Origin of the sequence: Pseudomonas sp. DP-17, assembly GCF_022380625.1 — a bacterium.
In the GTDB taxonomy this organism is placed as follows: Bacteria; Pseudomonadota; Gammaproteobacteria; order Pseudomonadales; family Pseudomonadaceae; genus Pseudomonas; species Pseudomonas nitroreducens_A.
In genome coordinates this window covers 120,593-135,567 of the sequence record NZ_JAKSXG010000019.1, presented here as the reverse complement: position 1 = coordinate 135,567, position 14,975 = coordinate 120,593, and the positions used below count along the sequence as shown (strand labels likewise).

At 65.7% G+C, this 14,975-nt stretch carries 12 protein-coding genes; 8 read left to right on the top strand and 4 right to left on the bottom strand.

The window, feature by feature from the left end; genetic code table 11:
* Window positions 1–191: 191 nt before the first annotated feature.
* From MJ122_RS28575 to MJ122_RS28560, 4 genes are all read right to left on the bottom strand, one after another.
* Window positions 192–935 carry a YciK family oxidoreductase gene (locus tag MJ122_RS28575; RefSeq protein ID WP_239747023.1) on the bottom strand — a complete coding sequence of 248 codons (744 nt, stop codon included), beginning with the start codon at window positions 933–935 and terminating at the stop codon, window positions 192–194.
* Between the two features lie 58 nt (window positions 936–993).
* Entirely contained in the window at window positions 994–1,671 is a 678-nt protein-coding gene (mupP, locus tag MJ122_RS28570; protein ID WP_239747022.1) for an N-acetylmuramic acid 6-phosphate phosphatase MupP, read from the bottom strand.
* A complete protein-coding gene (ubiG, locus tag MJ122_RS28565) occupies window positions 1,668–2,366 on the bottom strand; it encodes a bifunctional 2-polyprenyl-6-hydroxyphenol methylase/3-demethylubiquinol 3-O-methyltransferase UbiG (protein ID WP_017517979.1) in 699 nt (232 codons plus the stop codon). Before ubiG ends, mupP begins: the two co-directional genes overlap by 4 nt.
* Window positions 2,367–2,498: 132 nt before the next feature.
* The gene (locus tag MJ122_RS28560; protein WP_239747021.1) at window positions 2,499–3,824 is read right to left on the bottom strand and encodes a TRZ/ATZ family hydrolase; all 1,326 of its coding nucleotides are present in this window, start codon (window positions 3,822–3,824) and stop codon (window positions 2,499–2,501) included.
* Window positions 3,825–3,976: 152 nt separating this feature from the next.
* On the opposite strand from MJ122_RS28560, the gene mtnA reads away from it, so the two are divergent.
* The 8 genes from mtnA (at window position 3,977) to cmk (ending at window position 14,915) form a co-directional block, all read left to right on the top strand.
* A complete protein-coding gene (gene mtnA / locus MJ122_RS28555) occupies window positions 3,977–5,053 on the top strand; it encodes an S-methyl-5-thioribose-1-phosphate isomerase (RefSeq protein ID WP_239747020.1) in 1,077 nt (358 codons plus the stop codon).
* 233 nt (window positions 5,054–5,286) lie between these two features.
* Window positions 5,287–8,067, top strand: coding sequence for a DNA gyrase subunit A (gene gyrA, locus MJ122_RS28550; protein WP_088417999.1), 2,781 nt, complete (start codon window positions 5,287–5,289; stop codon window positions 8,065–8,067).
* 14 nt (window positions 8,068–8,081) lie between these two features.
* Entirely contained in the window at window positions 8,082–9,167 is a 1,086-nt protein-coding gene (gene serC, locus MJ122_RS28545; RefSeq protein ID WP_239747019.1) for a 3-phosphoserine/phosphohydroxythreonine transaminase, read from the top strand.
* On the top strand, window positions 9,167–10,264 hold the full coding sequence (gene pheA / locus MJ122_RS28540) for a prephenate dehydratase (protein ID WP_088418001.1): 1,098 nt from the start codon (window positions 9,167–9,169) through the stop codon (window positions 10,262–10,264). The genes serC and pheA overlap by 1 nt, the downstream gene beginning before the upstream one ends.
* Window positions 10,264–10,869: an adenylyl-sulfate kinase gene (gene cysC / locus MJ122_RS28535; protein WP_088418002.1), complete on the top strand. Its 606-nt coding sequence runs from the start codon at window positions 10,264–10,266 to the stop codon at window positions 10,867–10,869. The genes pheA and cysC overlap by 1 nt, the downstream gene beginning before the upstream one ends.
* A gap of 26 nt (window positions 10,870–10,895) precedes the next feature.
* Window positions 10,896–12,008 carry a histidinol-phosphate transaminase gene (gene hisC, locus MJ122_RS28530; protein WP_239747018.1) on the top strand — a complete coding sequence of 371 codons (1,113 nt, stop codon included), beginning with the start codon at window positions 10,896–10,898 and terminating at the stop codon, window positions 12,006–12,008.
* Window positions 12,001–14,226, top strand: coding sequence for a bifunctional prephenate dehydrogenase/3-phosphoshikimate 1-carboxyvinyltransferase (locus tag MJ122_RS28525; protein ID WP_239747017.1), 2,226 nt, complete (start codon window positions 12,001–12,003; stop codon window positions 14,224–14,226). Before hisC ends, MJ122_RS28525 begins: the two co-directional genes overlap by 8 nt.
* Window positions 14,226–14,915, top strand: coding sequence for a (d)CMP kinase (cmk, locus tag MJ122_RS28520; protein WP_088418005.1), 690 nt, complete (start codon window positions 14,226–14,228; stop codon window positions 14,913–14,915). The genes MJ122_RS28525 and cmk overlap by 1 nt, the downstream gene beginning before the upstream one ends.
* The last annotated feature ends 60 nt before the right edge of the window (window positions 14,916–14,975 follow it).

The window sequence follows — 14,975 nt, the reverse complement described above, 5'->3', positions numbered from 1 at the left end:
CGCCGTATTGACCGACCGATGGTGGTCAGGGTTCCCGAAGGCGGAAAGGTTTCGCCAGAAGTCTGGCGAAGTAGTGGCACTTTGCCGGAGCAGTGAGTGGGACGGAGCCAGAAAAATGGCGGGAAGCGGCGTCGTTGCTGGGCTGCACCTCGACGCCGCTGGTACGTCAGTACCGATTTGTGCGGTGGAAATCAGTCCTGGGCGTTGAAGGCCTGGCCGTTCACACCCTTGCTGTCCGGGCCCATCAGGTACAGGTAGACCGGCATGATCTCTTCGGGCGCGGGGTTGTTGTAGGCGTTCTCGCCCGGGTAGGCGTGGGCGCGCATGGCGGTGCGGGTGGCGCCGGGGTTGACGCTGTTGGCGCGCACGCGGGTGATGTCCTCGCACTCGTCCGCCAGCACCTGCATCAGGCCTTCGGTAGCGAACTTCGACACCGCGTAGGCGCCCCAGTAAGCGCGGCCCTTACGGCCGACGCTGCTGGAGGTGAAGACTACCGAGGCATCCTCGGAGAGCTTGAGCAGCGGCAGCAGAGTATGGGTGAGGCTGAACATGGCGTTGACGTTCACCTGCATGACGCGGGTGAAATTGTCGGTAGAAATCTGCTCGATGGGCGAACGCAGACCGAGGATGGAGGCGTTGTGCAGCAGGCCGTCGAGCCTGCCGAACTCCTTCTCGATCATGGCTGCCAGCTCGTCATACTGGTGCGGCAGGGTGGTTTCCAGGTTCAGCGGAATCACCACCGGTTCGGGATGGCCGGCGGCGACGATCAGGTCATAGACCTCGTTGAGGTAATCCTCGGTCTTGCCCAGCAGCAGCAAGGTGGCGCCGTGGGCTGCGTAGGCAAGCGCGGCGGCCCGGCCGATACCGCGGCCGGCGCCGGTCACCAGGATCACGCGGTCCTTGAGCAGGTCGGGGCGGGCGGAATAGTCGAACATGGTTTCTCCTTGGCGGAGCCCGTCAGTGCGGTACACGACGGGCTCGCGGGAATGGGGCTCAGCAGGAGCAGAGGGCGCGGTCGAGAACTGCCAGCAGATCGCGGGGCGCATCGACGATGACGTCGGCGCCCCAGTGCGCGGGGTTGTCGTCCGGGTGGATGTAGCCGTAGCGCACGGCTGCGGTCTTGGTCCCGGCGGCGCGGCCCGACTCGATGTCGCGCAGGTCGTCACCGATGAACAGCACTTCGGATGGGTCGACCTTCAGCTGGCTGCAGGCCAGCAGGAGCATTTCCGGGTCCGGCTTGCTGTTCTTCACGTGGTCCGGGCAGACCAGCACGGCCGAGCGCTCGGCCAGGCCCAGTTGCTCCATGATCGGCGCGGCGAAGCGCACCGGCTTGTTGGTCACCACGCCCCAGATCAGGCGCGACTGCTCGATGTTCTCCAGCAGCTCGGCCATGCCGTCGTAGGGGCGGGTGAAAACGGCGCAATGCTCCTGGTAGCGGTCGAGGAACTCCTGGCGCAGGGCCTCGAAGCCAGGGGCTTCCGGGTCCATGTCGAAGGTCGCGGCGACCATGGCGCGGGCGCCACCGGAGACCACGTCCTGGATGCGCTGGTCATCGATCGGCGCACGGCCATGGGCCTTGAGCATCGCCTGGCATACGGCGATGAAGTCCGGCGCGGTGTCCAGCAGCGTGCCGTCCATGTCGAAGAGAACCGCTCTGAGCATGCGATTCACTCCTCGCGCAGGGTCTGGATCATGTAGTTGACGTCGACGTCGTTGGCCAGCTTGTAGTGCTTGGTCAGCGGGTTGTAGGTCAGGCCGATGATGTCCTTGACTGCAAGGCCCGCGTCACGCGACCAGGCGCCCAGTTCGGAGGGGCGGATGAATTTCTTGAAGTCGTGGGTGCCGCGCGGCAGCAGGCGCATCACGTATTCCGCGCCGACGATGGCGAACAGGTAGGCTTTCGGATTGCGGTTGATGGTGGAGAAGAACACCTGGCCGCCGGGCTTGACCATCCTGTAGCAGGCGCGGATGACCGAGGCCGGGTCCGGCACGTGTTCGAGCATCTCCAGGCAGGTCACCACGTCGAACTGCTCGGGCATCTCCTCGGCCAGTTCCTCGGCGGTGATGCGGCGGTATTCCACCGGCACCCCGGATTCCAGCTGGTGCAGCTGGGCGACCGCCAGGGGCGCTTCGCCCATGTCGATACCGGTCACGGTGGCGCCGCGCTGGGCCATGGCTTCGCTGAGGATGCCGCCACCGCAGCCGACGTCGAGCACCTTCTTGCCGGCGAGGCTGACGCGCTCGTCGATCCAGTTGACCCGCAGCGGGTTGATGTCGTGCAGGGGCTTGAACTCGCTTTCGCGGTCCCACCAGCGGTGGGCGAGGGCCTCGAATTTGGCGATCTCGGCGTGGTCGACGTTGCTCATGGTGTCCCTATTGATCAAAAAGCTGGAAACGAAGGCTGACTATGATGCCAGCTTCGCGGAATGGATGGGGCGCGGCATGACAGATTGTCGCAGCGGCGGCCCGTGTCGCCGCTGCGACAGGAAGGTCAGGGCTCAGGCGCCGGCGATCCTGCGGCCCCACTCGCCGGCGACGGCGATCAGGCGCTCTTCGTCCAGGCGGGTGAGCTTGCCGTTGTCCAGCAGTTGCTTGCCCCCGACCCAGACGTGGCGCACGCAGTCGCGGCCGCTGGCATAGATCAGCTGGGAAACCGGCTCATATACCGGTTGCTGGGCGAGGCCGGAAAGATCGAAGGCGGTGATATCGGCGGACTTGCCCAGCTCCAGGCTGCCGGTTTCCTGCTCCATGCCCAGCGCGCGGGCGCCGTTCAGGGTGGCCATGCGCAGCGCACGATGGGCGTCCAGCGCGGTGGCCTGGCCGGCCACGGCCTTGGCCAGCAGGGCGGCGGTGCGGGTCTCGCCGAGCAGGTCGAGGTCGTTGTTGCTGGCCGCGCCGTCGGTGCCGATGGCGACATTGACGCCGGCCTGCCAGAGGCGTTCCACCGGGCAGAAGCCGCTGGCCAGCTTGAGGTTGGATTCGGGGCAATGCACCACCGAGCTGTTGGTTTCCACCAGCATGGCCAGGTCCTCGTCGTTCACCTGGGTCATGTGCACGGCCTGGAAGCGCGGGCCGAGCAGGCCCAGGCGATGCAGGCGGGCCAGTGGTCGCTCGCCGTCCTTCTCCAGCGCCTGCTGGACCTCGAAGGCGGTTTCGTGGACGTGCATATGAATGCCGGCGTCCAACTCCTCGGCGAGCATCAGGATGTTCTCCAGCTTGGCGTCGCTGACTGTGTAGGGCGCGTGCGGGCCGAACGCCACCTTGATGCGTGGGTGATGCTTGAGGTCGTCGCGCAGTGCCAGACCCTGGCGGATCGCCTCGTCGGCGTCGCGGGCGCCGGGTACCGGGAAGTCCAGCACCGGTACACTGATCTGCGCGCGCACGCCGGCCTTGTGCACGACCTCGCAGGCGACCTGCGGGAAGAAGTACATGTCCGAGAAGCAGGTGATGCCGCCCTTGAGCTGCTCGGCGATGGCCAGCTCGGTGCCATCACGGACGAAGTCCTCGCCGACCCACTTCGCCTCCGCCGGCCAGATGTGTTCCTGCAGCCAGGTCATCAGCGCCAGGTCGTCCGCCAGGCCGCGGAACAGGCTCATTGCCGCGTGGCCGTGGGCGTTGATCAGGCCGGGGGAGAGCAGCATGCCCGGCAGCTCGCGGGTTTCCGTGGCCGGATGGCGCAGCGCCTCGGCGCGCGGGGCGAGCAGGGCGATGCGGCCGTCGCGGATGCCCAGGCCGTGATCGCGCAGGACCACGCCGGCGGGCTCGACGGGGACGATCCAGGTGGGGAAGAGCAGCAGGTCGAGCGGGGCTTTTTCGGTCGGCATGAAGCGCATCCTGGGCGCGTGGATAAAGGCGCCGAGTATAGCCGAGCGCCAGGGCTTCAGGCTCGGTATACTCCGCCGTTTCCCGGTGTTTCCGGGGCGATTTCCGTGGTGCCGGAGCGGCCCGCGATTCCATTGAAATGAAGAGGTGTTCCATGCGTGAGCGACTGTTGGCGGCCGAACGGGTCACGGCCATTGATTGGCGCAAGGGCACACTCCGTCTGCTGGACCAGCGCCTGCTGCCGCTGGAGGAAACCTGGCTGTCCTACGAGACCGTCGAGGGCGTGGCTGACGCCATTCGCCAGATGGTCGTGCGCGGTGCGCCGGCCATCGGCATCGCTGCCGCCTACGGCCTGGTGCTGGGCCTGCGCGCCCGCGTAGCGGCCGGCGGTGACTGGCGCGCGGCGCTGGAAGACGACTTCACCGTGCTGGCGGAGTCGCGCCCGACCGCGGTCAACCTGTTCTGGGCGCTGAACCGCATGCGCGACCGCCTGGAGCGCCTGAAACCAGGCGAAGACCCGCTGCCGCTGCTGGAAGCCGAGGCTGTAGCCATCCATGAAAGCGACCGCGAGGCGAACCTGACCATGGCCCAGTTGGGCGTGGACCTGATCCGCAAGCATCACGGCGGCCCGCAGAAGATCCTCACCCACTGCAACACCGGCGCCCTGGCCACCGGCGGCTTCGGTACCGCGCTGGGCGTGCTGCGCGCGGCGCACCTGGAGGGGCTGATCGAGCGTGTCTACGCCGACGAGACCCGCCCCTGGCTGCAGGGCGCCCGCCTGACCGCGTGGGAGCTTGCCAACGAAGGCGTGCCGGTCACCCTGAACGTGGATGCGGCGGCCGCGCATCTGATGAAGACCGAAAGTATCACCTGGGTCATAGTCGGCGCCGACCGCATCACCGCCAATGGCGACGTGGCCAACAAGATCGGCACCTACCAGCTGGCGGTCACCGCCATGCACCACGGCGTGCGCTTCATGGTGGTGGCGCCCAGTTCGACCATCGACATGGGCCTGGAAAGTGGCGAGGACATTCCGATCGAGGAGCGCGACGGTCGCGAACTTCTGGAAATCGACGGCAAACGTGTCGCCGCTGACGTCGAAGCCTTCAATCCGGTATTCGACGTGACTCCGGCTGATCTGATCGATGCCATCGTGACCGAGCGGGGTGTCGTCGAGCGTCCGGACATCGAGCGGATGGCGCAGCTGATGAGCCGCAAGCGCCTGCACTGACGAGGGCTGCGGCAATTCATCGTGGGGCTTGGCCGAGGGTAGGGTTTGACCCTGGCTTGTGGTAAGCTCCGACGGTTCTTGATGGGGCTTTTTTTCGCCCCCCACAGCATCGCGGATCAGCGGCCAAGTCGTTGATTTGTAGAGAGTCGGTGGCGCTTTGATGGCGCACCGCGCTCCGCCGGGCTCAGGACGGGCTTGGCGGAGTCCCATTTGAAAAAGGAACCAGGCTTCTCATGGGCGAACTGGCCAAAGAAATCCTCCCGGTCAACATCGAAGACGAACTCCGACAGTCCTACCTCGATTACGCCATGAGCGTGATCGTCGGTCGTGCCCTGCCCGATGCGCGCGACGGCTTGAAGCCCGTGCATCGCCGCGTCCTGTACGCCATGAGCGAACTGGGCAACGACTGGAACAAGCCCTACAAGAAGTCCGCCCGTGTGGTCGGCGACGTGATCGGTAAGTACCACCCGCACGGCGACACCGCGGTGTACGACACCATCGTCCGCATGGCTCAGCCTTTCTCGTTGCGCTACATGCTGGTCGACGGCCAGGGCAACTTCGGTTCGGTGGACGGCGACAACGCCGCAGCCATGCGATACACCGAAGTGCGCATGGCCAAGCTTGCCCATGAGCTGCTGGCGGACCTGGACAAGGAAACCGTCGACTGGGTGCCCAACTACGACGGCACCGAGCAGATTCCGGCGGTCATGCCGACCAAGATCCCGAACCTGCTGGTCAACGGCTCCAGCGGTATCGCCGTAGGCATGGCGACCAACATTCCGCCGCACAACCTCACCGAGGTGATCGACGGCTGTCTGGCGCTGATGGACAACCCCGAGCTGTCCATCGATGACCTGATGCAGTACATCCCCGGCCCGGACTTCCCGACCGCGGGCATCATCAACGGCCGTGCGGGCATCATCGAGGCTTATCGCACCGGCCGTGGCCGCGTCTATATCCGTGCCCGCGCCACCATCGAGGACATGGAGAAGGGCGGCAACCGCCAGCAGATCATCATCACCGAACTGCCCTACCAGCTGAACAAGGCCCGCCTGATCGAGAAGATCGCCGAGCTGGTGAAAGAGAAGAAGATCGAAGGCATCACCGAGCTGCGCGACGAGTCCGACAAGGACGGCATGCGTGTGGTCATCGAGCTGCGCCGCGGGGAAGTGGGCGAGGTGGTGCTGAACAACCTCTACGCCCAGACCCAGCTGCAGAGCGTCTTCGGCATCAACGTGGTGGCCCTGGTCGATGGCCAGCCACGCACGATGAACCTCAAGGACATGCTCGAGGTGTTCATCCGTCACCGCCGTGAAGTGGTGACCCGCCGGACCGTCTACGAGCTGCGCAAGGCCCGCGAGCGCGGCCACATCCTCGAAGGCCAGGCCGTCGCCCTGTCGAACATCGACCCGGTGATCGAGCTGATCAAGACTTCGCCGACCCCAGCCGAAGCCAAGGAGCGTCTGATCGCCACCGGCTGGGAATCCAGCGCCGTGGAGGCCATGGTCGAGCGTGCCGGCGCCGATGCCTGCCGTCCGGAAGACCTGGACCCGCAGTACGGCCTGCGTGACGGCAAGTACTTCCTGTCGCCGGAGCAGGCCCAGGCCATCCTGGAGCTGCGCCTGCACCGCCTGACCGGCCTGGAGCACGAGAAGCTCCTGTCCGAGTACCAGGAAATCCTTACCCTGATCGGCGAGCTGATCCGCATCCTGACCAACCCCGAGCGCCTGATGGAAGTCATCCGCGAGGAGCTGGAGAAGGTCAAGGCCGAGTTCGGCGACGCCCGGCGCACCGAGATCGTCGCGTCGCAGATGGACCTGACCATCGCCGACCTGATTACCGAAGAAGAGCGCGTGGTGACCATCTCCCACGGCGGCTACGCCAAGTCCCAGCCGCTGGCCGCCTATGAGGCCCAGCGTCGCGGTGGCAAGGGCAAGTCCGCCAGTGGCGTGAAGGACGAGGACTATATCGAGCACCTGCTGGTCGCCAACAGCCATGCCACGCTGCTGCTGTTCTCCAGCAAGGGCAAGGTCTACTGGCTGCGCACCTTCGAGATCCCGGAAGCCTCCCGTACCGCCCGCGGCCGTCCGCTGGTGAACCTGTTGCCGCTGGATGAGGGCGAGCGCATCACCGCGATGCTGCAGATCGACCTGGAAGCCGTGCGCGCCCAGTTTGCCGGTGACGAAGCCGATGACGATGACGTGGTCGCCGAGCAGGTTGCCGAAGTGGTGGAAGCCGAAGAGGCCGAAGAGGGCGACGACGCCGACTTCAGCCAGGACGAGCCGACCGGCGCGTACATCTTCATGGCCACCATGAAAGGCACCGTGAAGAAAACCCCGCTGATCCAGTTCACCAAGCCGCGCTCCAACGGCCTGATCGCCCTGAAGCTGGAAGAGGGCGACTCGCTGATCGCCGCCGCCATCACCGACGGTTCGAAGGACGTGATGATGTTCTCCAATGCCGGCAAGGTGATCCGCTTCAAGGAAAGCAAGGTGCGCATCATGGGCCGTAACGCCCGTGGCGTGCGCGGCATGCGCCTGGGCGAAGGCCAGCGCATCATTTCCATGCTGATCCCCGAGTGCCGCGAAGCGCAGATCCTCAGCGCCTCCGAGCGCGGTTACGGCAAGCGCACCCCGCTGGCCGACTACCCGCGTCGCGGCCGTGGCGGCCAGGGCGTGATCGCCATGGTGATCAACGAGCGTAACGGCAACCTGGTGGGCGCCGTGCAGGTGCTGGACGGCGAGGAAATCATGCTGATTTCCGACCAGGGCACCCTGGTGCGTACCCGTGTCGACGAAGTCCGCGGCGCCGGCCGTAACACCCAGGGCGTGATCCTCATCAAGCTGGCCGCCGACGAGACCGTCGTTGGCCTGGAGCGGGTGCAGGAGCCGACCGTGGTGGAAGAAGACGACGACGTCATCGACGGCGAGATCATCGAAGGCGAAGTGTCGGACGAGAACCCAGAAGCAGGCGAAGCTGCGGCTGAAGAAGCCCCGCAGGCCAGCGAAGACTGATAGCGAGAGTGGATGTGAGCAAGCGAGCCTTTAACTTCTGCGCCGGTCCCGCGGCGCTTCCCACCGAGGTGCTGGAGCGCGCCCGCGCCGAACTGCTGGATTGGCAGGGCAAGGGCCTGTCGGTCATGGAAATGAGCCACCGTAGCGACGACTACGTGGCCATCGCCGAGAAGGCCGAGCAGGACCTGCGCGACCTGATGGGCGTGCCATCGAACTACAAGGTGCTGTTCCTGCAGGGCGGCGCCAGCCAGCAGTTCGCCGAGATCCCGCTGAACCTGCTGCCCGAAGACGGCGTGGCGGATTATGTGGAAACCGGCATCTGGTCGAAGAAGGCCATCGAAGAGGCTCGCCGCTACGGCAACGTCAACGTGGTTGCCAGCGCATCCAAGTACGACTATTTCGCCATCCCCGGGCAGAACGAGTGGAACCTGTCCAAGGACGCGGCTTACCTGCACTACGCGTCCAACGAGACCATCGGCGGCCTGGAATTCGACTGGATTCCCGAAGTCGGTGATGTCCCGCTGGTGGTGGACATGTCCTCGGACATCCTCTCGCGCCCGACCGACGTGTCGAAGTTCGGCTTGATCTATGCCGGCGCGCAGAAGAACATCGGGCCGTCGGGCCTGGTCGTTGTCATCGTTCGCGAAGACCTGCTGGGCCGCGCCCGCAGCATCTGCCCGACCATGCTCAACTACAAGGTCGCCGCCGATAACGGCTCCATGTACAACACCCCGGCGACCTACTCCTGGTACCTCTCCGGCCTGGTCTTCCAGTGGCTGAAGGAGCAGGGCGGCGTCGAGGCGATGGAGAAGCGCAACCGCGCGAAGAAGGACATGCTGTACGGCTTCATCGACAGCAGCGACTTCTACACCAACCCGATCCAGCCCAGCGCCCGCTCCTGGATGAACGTGCCGTTCCGCCTGGCCGACGAGAAGCTCGACAAGGCCTTCCTCGAAGGCGCCGATGCGCGCGGCCTGCTCAACCTGAAAGGCCACCGTTCGGTGGGCGGCATGCGTGCCTCCATCTATAACGCCCTGGGCCTGGACGCCATCGAAGCCCTGGTCGGCTACATGGCCGAGTTCGAGAAGGAGCACGGCTGATGAGCGACGCTGACCAGCTCAAGGCTTTGCGCGTACGCATCGACAGCCTCGACGAGAAGATCCTCGAGCTGATCAGCGAACGCGCCCGCTGCGCCACCGACGTGGCGCGCGTGAAGATGGCCGCCCTGCCCGAAGGCGAGAAGCCGGTGTTCTACCGGCCCGAGCGCGAGGCCTGGGTGCTCAAGCACATCATGGAGCTGAACAAGGGCCCGCTGGACAACGAGGAAGTCGCTCGTCTGTTCCGCGAGATCATGTCCTCCTGCCTGGCCCTGGAGCAGCCGCTGAAAGTGGCGTATCTCGGTCCGGAAGGCACCTTCACCCAGGCCGCGGCGCTCAAGCACTTCGGCCATGCAGTGATCAGCACGCCGATGGCCGCCATCGACGAAGTGTTCCGTGAAGTCGCCGCCGGTGCGGTGAACTTCGGCGTAGTGCCGGTGGAAAACTCCACCGAGGGCGCGGTCAACCACACCCTCGACAGTTTCCTCGAGCACGACCTGGTGATCTGCGGCGAGGTGGAGCTGCGCATCCACCACCACCTGCTGGTGGGCGAGAACACCAAGACCAGCAACATCACCCGCATCTATTCCCACGCCCAATCCCTGGCCCAGTGCCGCAAGTGGCTGGACGCGCACTACCCGAACGTCGAGCGCGTGGCGGTCTCCAGCAACGCCGATGCCGCCAAGCGGGTGAAGAGCGAGTGGAACAGTGCGGCGATTGCCGGCGACATGGCAGCCAGCCTGTACGGCCTGGACAAGCTGCACGAGAAGATCGAGGACCGCCCGGACAACTCCACGCGCTTCCTCATGATCGGCAACCAGGAAGTGCCGCCCACCGGCGACGACAAGACCTCCATCATCGTCTCCATGCGCAACAAGCCGGGCGCGCTGCACGAGCTGCTGGTGCCGTTCCACAACAACGGCATCGACCTGACCCGTATCGAGACCCGCCCGTCGCGCAGCGGCAAGTGGACCTACGTGTTCTTCATCGATTTCATAGGCCACCACAAGGATCCGCTGATCAAGGACGTGCTGGAGAAGATCAACAGCGAAGCCGTTGCCCTGAAGGTGCTGGGTTCCTATCCCAAGGCCGTGCTCTGATGCCCAGCAGTCGCAATATTCGCTGGCAGCCGTCGGTGATCGATCGCAAGAGCCGCTCATGGATCAAGGGGCAGCGTCCATGCCTGATCTGGCTGACGGGACTGAGCGGCTCCGGCAAGTCGACGATCGCCGACGCTCTCGAACATCGACTGCATGCGTGTGGCCGGCATACCTCCCTGCTCGATGGCGACAACCTCCGCCACGGCCTCAATCGTGACCTGGGCTTCAGTGCCGAAGACCGCTGCGAGAATATCCGCCGGGTAGGCGAGGTGGGCGCGCTGATGGTGGATGCGGGGCTGATCGCCATTGCGGCGTTCATCTCGCCGTTCCGGGCCGACCGCGACCTTGTCCGTGCCTTGCTGCCCGAGTGCTTTGTCGAGGTTCACGTTTCCACCCCGCTGAGTGTCTGCGAAGAGCGCGACCCCAAGGGGCTCTATCGCAAGGCGCGAGCCGGCGAGTTGAAGCAGTTCACCGGTATCGACTCCCCGTTCGAAGTCCCGGAGGCCGCGGAACTCACCATCGATACATCCACGTTGACGGTCGAGGAAGCGGTCGACCGCATCTGCAATTACATGGTGGTCGCCGGTTACATCGACTCATTCTGAGCGGCCCCACTCGAGAGAGATGCCCCATGAGCTGTGATTTCCTTGCCCTAGCCCAGCCGGGCGTGCAGAAGCTATCCCCTTACGTACCGGGCAAACCGGTCGACGAACTGGCCCGCGAGCTGAAGCTCGACCCCGCCGGCATCGTCAAGCTGGCCAGCAACGAGAATCCGCTGGGCCCGAGCCCGAAGGTCCTCGAGGCCATCCGCGCCGAACTGGCCGAACTGACCCGCTACCCCGATGGCAATGGCTTCGAGCTGAAGTCCCGCCTGGCCGAGCGCTGCGGTGTCGACACCGCGCAGGTCACCCTGGGCAACGGCTCCAACGACATCCTTGACCTGGTGGCCCGCGCCTACCTGGCGCCCGGCCTGAATGCGGTGTTCAGCCAGTACGCCTTCGCCGTCTACCCGATCTCCACTCAGGCCGTTGGCGCCCAGGGCAAGGTCGTGCCGGCCAAGGACTGGGGCCATGATCTTGAAGCCATGCTGGCGGCCATCGACGCCAACACCCGCGTGGTCTTCATCGCCAACCCGAACAACCCCACCGGCACCTGGTTCGGCCCTGAGGCGCTGGAGCGCTTCCTGTCGCAGGTTCCGCAGAGTGTCCTGGTGGTGCTCGACGAGGCGTACATCGAATACGCCGAAGGCGAAGAGCTGCCGGATGGCCTGAAGTACCTGGCCCGCTATCCGAACCTGCTGGTCTCGCGCACCTTCTCCAAGGCCTATGGCCTGGCGTCGCTGCGCGTCGGCTACGCGATCTCCTCGGCGCAGGTGGCCGATGTACTCAACCGTGTGCGCCAGCCGTTCAATGTCAACAGCCTGGCCCTGGCCGCCGCCTGCGCCGCGCTGGACGACGCGCAGTACCTGGCCGAAGGCAAACGCATCAACGACGAAGGCATGGCCCAGCTGGAAAACGGGTTGCGCGCGCTGGACCTGCAGTGGATTCCCTCCAAGGGCAACTTCATTGCCGTGGATCTCAAGCGCGATGCCGGACCGGTCTACCAGGCTCTGCTCGCCGAAGGCGTGATCGTCCGTCCGGTAGGCGGCTACGGTATGCCACAACACCTGCGCATCTCCATCGGCCTGCCGGCCGAGAACGCCCGCTTCCTCGAAGCGCTGGCCAAGGTGCTCGCCCGTGCCTGATGCCCAGCCGCACAAGCTTCGCCGCCTCGTCGTGGTGGGGCTCGGCCTTATCGGCGGCTCCTTCGCCAAGGGCATCCGCCAGAAGGGCCTGTTCGAGGAAGTGGTCGGCGTCGACCGTGACCCGCAAACCCGCCGCCTGGCGGTGGAGCTCGGCGTAGTCGACCGCTGCGAGGAAAGCCTTGCCGTCGGTTGCCGTGACGCTGACGTGATCCAGCTCGCCGTACCGATCCTGGCCATGGAGAAGGTCCTTGGCGAGCTCGCCACCTTCGACATCGGCAACGCTATCCTCACCGATGTGGGCAGTGCCAAGGGCAACGTGGTGCGCGCGGCCAAAGCCGTATTCGGCGGCATGCCGGCGCGCTTCATTCCCGGCCATCCCATTGCCGGCTCCGAGCAGAGCGGGGTGGAAGCGGCCAACGCAGAACTGTTCCGCCGTCATAAAGTCATCCTCACTCCGCTGGATAATGCCGACGCGGACGCGATCCAGCGCGTCGAAAGCCTCTGGCGCGAGCTGGGTGCGGATGTCGAGCAGATGGCCGTCGAACACCACGACGAAGTCCTCGCCGCCACCAGCCACCTGCCGCACCTGCTGGCCTTCACGCTGGTCGACTCACTGGCCAAACGCAGCGAGAATCTGGAAATCTTCCGCTATGCCGCTGGCGGCTTCCGCGACTTCACGCGGATCGCTGGCAGCGACCCGGTGATGTGGCACGACATCTTCCTCGCCAACCGCGAGGCGGTGCTGCGCATCCTCGACGTATTCCGTGACGACCTCGATGATCTGCGCGAGGCCGTCGATAAAGGGGACGGGCAACAACTGATGGGCGTCTTCACCCGCGCCCGCGTTGCCCGCGAGCATTTCAGCAAAATCCTGGCCCGCCGGGCCTATGTGGACGCCATGCACAACAATGACCTGATTTTCCTGGCCCAGCCGGGTGGCCGCCTCTCCGGACGTGTTCGCGTACCGGGTGACAAGTCCATTTCGCACCGCTCGATCATGCTCGGCTCGCTGGCCGAAGGCACGACCGAGGTTGAAGGCTTCCTCGAGGGCGAGGACGCCCTCGCCACCATCCAGGCCTTCCGCGACATGGGCGTGGTCATCGAAGGCCCGCACCACGGCCGCGTGACCGTACATGGCGTCGGCCTGCATGGCTTGAAGACGCCGCCCGGCCCGATCTACCTGGGCAACTCCGGCACCTCCATGCGCCTGCTCAGTGGCCTGCTCGCCGCCCAGCCGTTCGACACCACCCTGACCGGCGACGCCTCGCTGTCCAAGCGCCCGATGAACCGTGTCGCCAAGCCGCTGCGCGAAATGGGCGCGGTGATCGAGACCGGCCCCGAAGGCCGCCCGCCGCTGACCATTCGTGGCGGTCAGAAACTCACCGGCATGCACTACGACATGCCCATGGCCAGCGCCCAGGTGAAATCCTGCCTGCTGCTCGCCGGCCTCTACGCTGCCGGAGAAACCTCCACCACCGAGCCGGCCCCGACCCGCGACCATACCGAGCGCATGCTGCGCGGCTTCGGCTACCCGGTCGACGTCGAGGGCGCCACCGCCCGCGTCGAGTCCGGCCACAAGCTCAGTGCCACCTCCATCGAAGTTCCGGCGGACATTTCCTCCGCCGCTTTCTTCCTGGTCGCCGCGAGCATCGCCGAAGGTTCGGACCTGACTCTGGAGCACGTCGGCATCAACCCGACCCGCACCGGCGTCATCGACATCCTCAAGCTCATGGGCGCCGACATCACCCTGGAAAACCAGCGTGAAGTGGGCGGCGAGCCGGTCGCCGACATCCGCGTGCGTTCCGCCCAACTCAAAGGCATCGATATCCCCGAAGACCTGGTGCCGCTGGCCATCGACGAGTTCCCGGTCCTCTTCGTCGCCGCCGCCAATGCGCAAGGCCGCACCGTCCTGCGCGGCGCGGAAGAGCTGCGGGTGAAGGAATCCGACCGCATCCAGGTCATGGCCGACGGCCTGCTGGCCCTGGGCGTGAAGTGCGAGCCGACCCCGGACGGCATCATCATCGACGGCGGCAGCTACGGCGGCGGCGAAGTCTGGAGCCACGGCGACCACCGCATTGCCATGTCCTTCAGCGTGGCTTCCCTGCGTGCCGGTGCGCCGATCCGCATCCACGACTGCGCCAACGTCGCGACTTCCTTCCCGAACTTCCTCGGGCTGGCGTCCGGCGCAGGGATCCGCGTCGCTGAGGAGAAGAACTGATGAATGGCGAATGGCCGGTCCTCGCCATCGACGGCCCCAGCGGCTCGGGCAAGGGCACCGTCGCCGGCCTGCTGGCCAAGCGCCTGGGCTGGAACCTGCTGGATTCCGGTGCGCTGTATCGCTTGCTGGCGTTTGCCGCCGGTAACCACGGCATCGACCTGACCAACGAGGAAGCCCTCAAGGTCCTGGCCGCTCACCTTGACGTGCAGTTCACCCACGCCAAGGGCGGGCAGGGCCAGCACATCATCCTCGAAGGCGAAGACGTCACCGACACCATCCGCACCGAACAGGTCGGCGCCGGCGCCTCGCAAGTCGCCGCCCTGCCGGCGGTGCGCGATGCGTTGCTGCAACGCCAGCGCGCCTTCCTCGAGGCGCCGGGCCTGGTGGCCGACGGGCGCGACATGGGTACCGTGGTCTTCCCCAGCGCCCCGCTGAAGATATTCCTCACCGCTTCGGCCGAGGAGCGCGCCCGCCGTCGCTACCTTCAGCTCAAGGGCAAGGGCATCGACAGCGACCAGGCACAGCTGGCAGAGGAAATCCGTGCTCGCGACGAGCGTGACAGCCAGCGTGCCGTGGCACCGCTGAAGCCGGCCAAGGGGGCGATCCTGGTGGACTCCACCTCGATGGGCATCGATGAGGTGGTGGAGAGCATCCTCGCCGAGGTGTCGCGGCTGGGGCTGGCCGACTGATCGATCGGAAACGAAAAATCCCCGGCCGTGCCGGGGATTTTTCTTTTCGGGAAAGGATGT

What these genes read in the sequence shown, in the direction of transcription:
- MJ122_RS28575 (WP_239747023.1), bottom strand. Translation starts at nt 935, where the DNA reads ATGTTCGACTATTCCGCCCGCCCCGACCTGCTCAAGGACCGCGTGATC.
- ubiG (WP_017517979.1), bottom strand. Translation starts at nt 2,366, where the DNA reads ATGAGCAACGTCGACCACGCCGAGATCGCCAAATTCGAGGCCCTCGCC.
- MJ122_RS28560 (WP_239747021.1), bottom strand. Translation starts at nt 3,824, where the DNA reads ATGCCGACCGAAAAAGCCCCGCTCGACCTGCTGCTCTTCCCCACCTGG.
- mtnA (WP_239747020.1), top strand. Translation starts at nt 3,977, where the DNA reads ATGCGTGAGCGACTGTTGGCGGCCGAACGGGTCACGGCCATTGATTGG.
- gyrA (WP_088417999.1), top strand. Translation starts at nt 5,287, where the DNA reads ATGGGCGAACTGGCCAAAGAAATCCTCCCGGTCAACATCGAAGACGAA.
- pheA (WP_088418001.1), top strand. Translation starts at nt 9,167, where the DNA reads ATGAGCGACGCTGACCAGCTCAAGGCTTTGCGCGTACGCATCGACAGC.
- cysC (WP_088418002.1), top strand. Translation starts at nt 10,264, where the DNA reads ATGCCCAGCAGTCGCAATATTCGCTGGCAGCCGTCGGTGATCGATCGC.
- hisC (WP_239747018.1), top strand. Translation starts at nt 10,896, where the DNA reads ATGAGCTGTGATTTCCTTGCCCTAGCCCAGCCGGGCGTGCAGAAGCTA.
- cmk (WP_088418005.1), top strand. Translation starts at nt 14,226, where the DNA reads ATGAATGGCGAATGGCCGGTCCTCGCCATCGACGGCCCCAGCGGCTCG.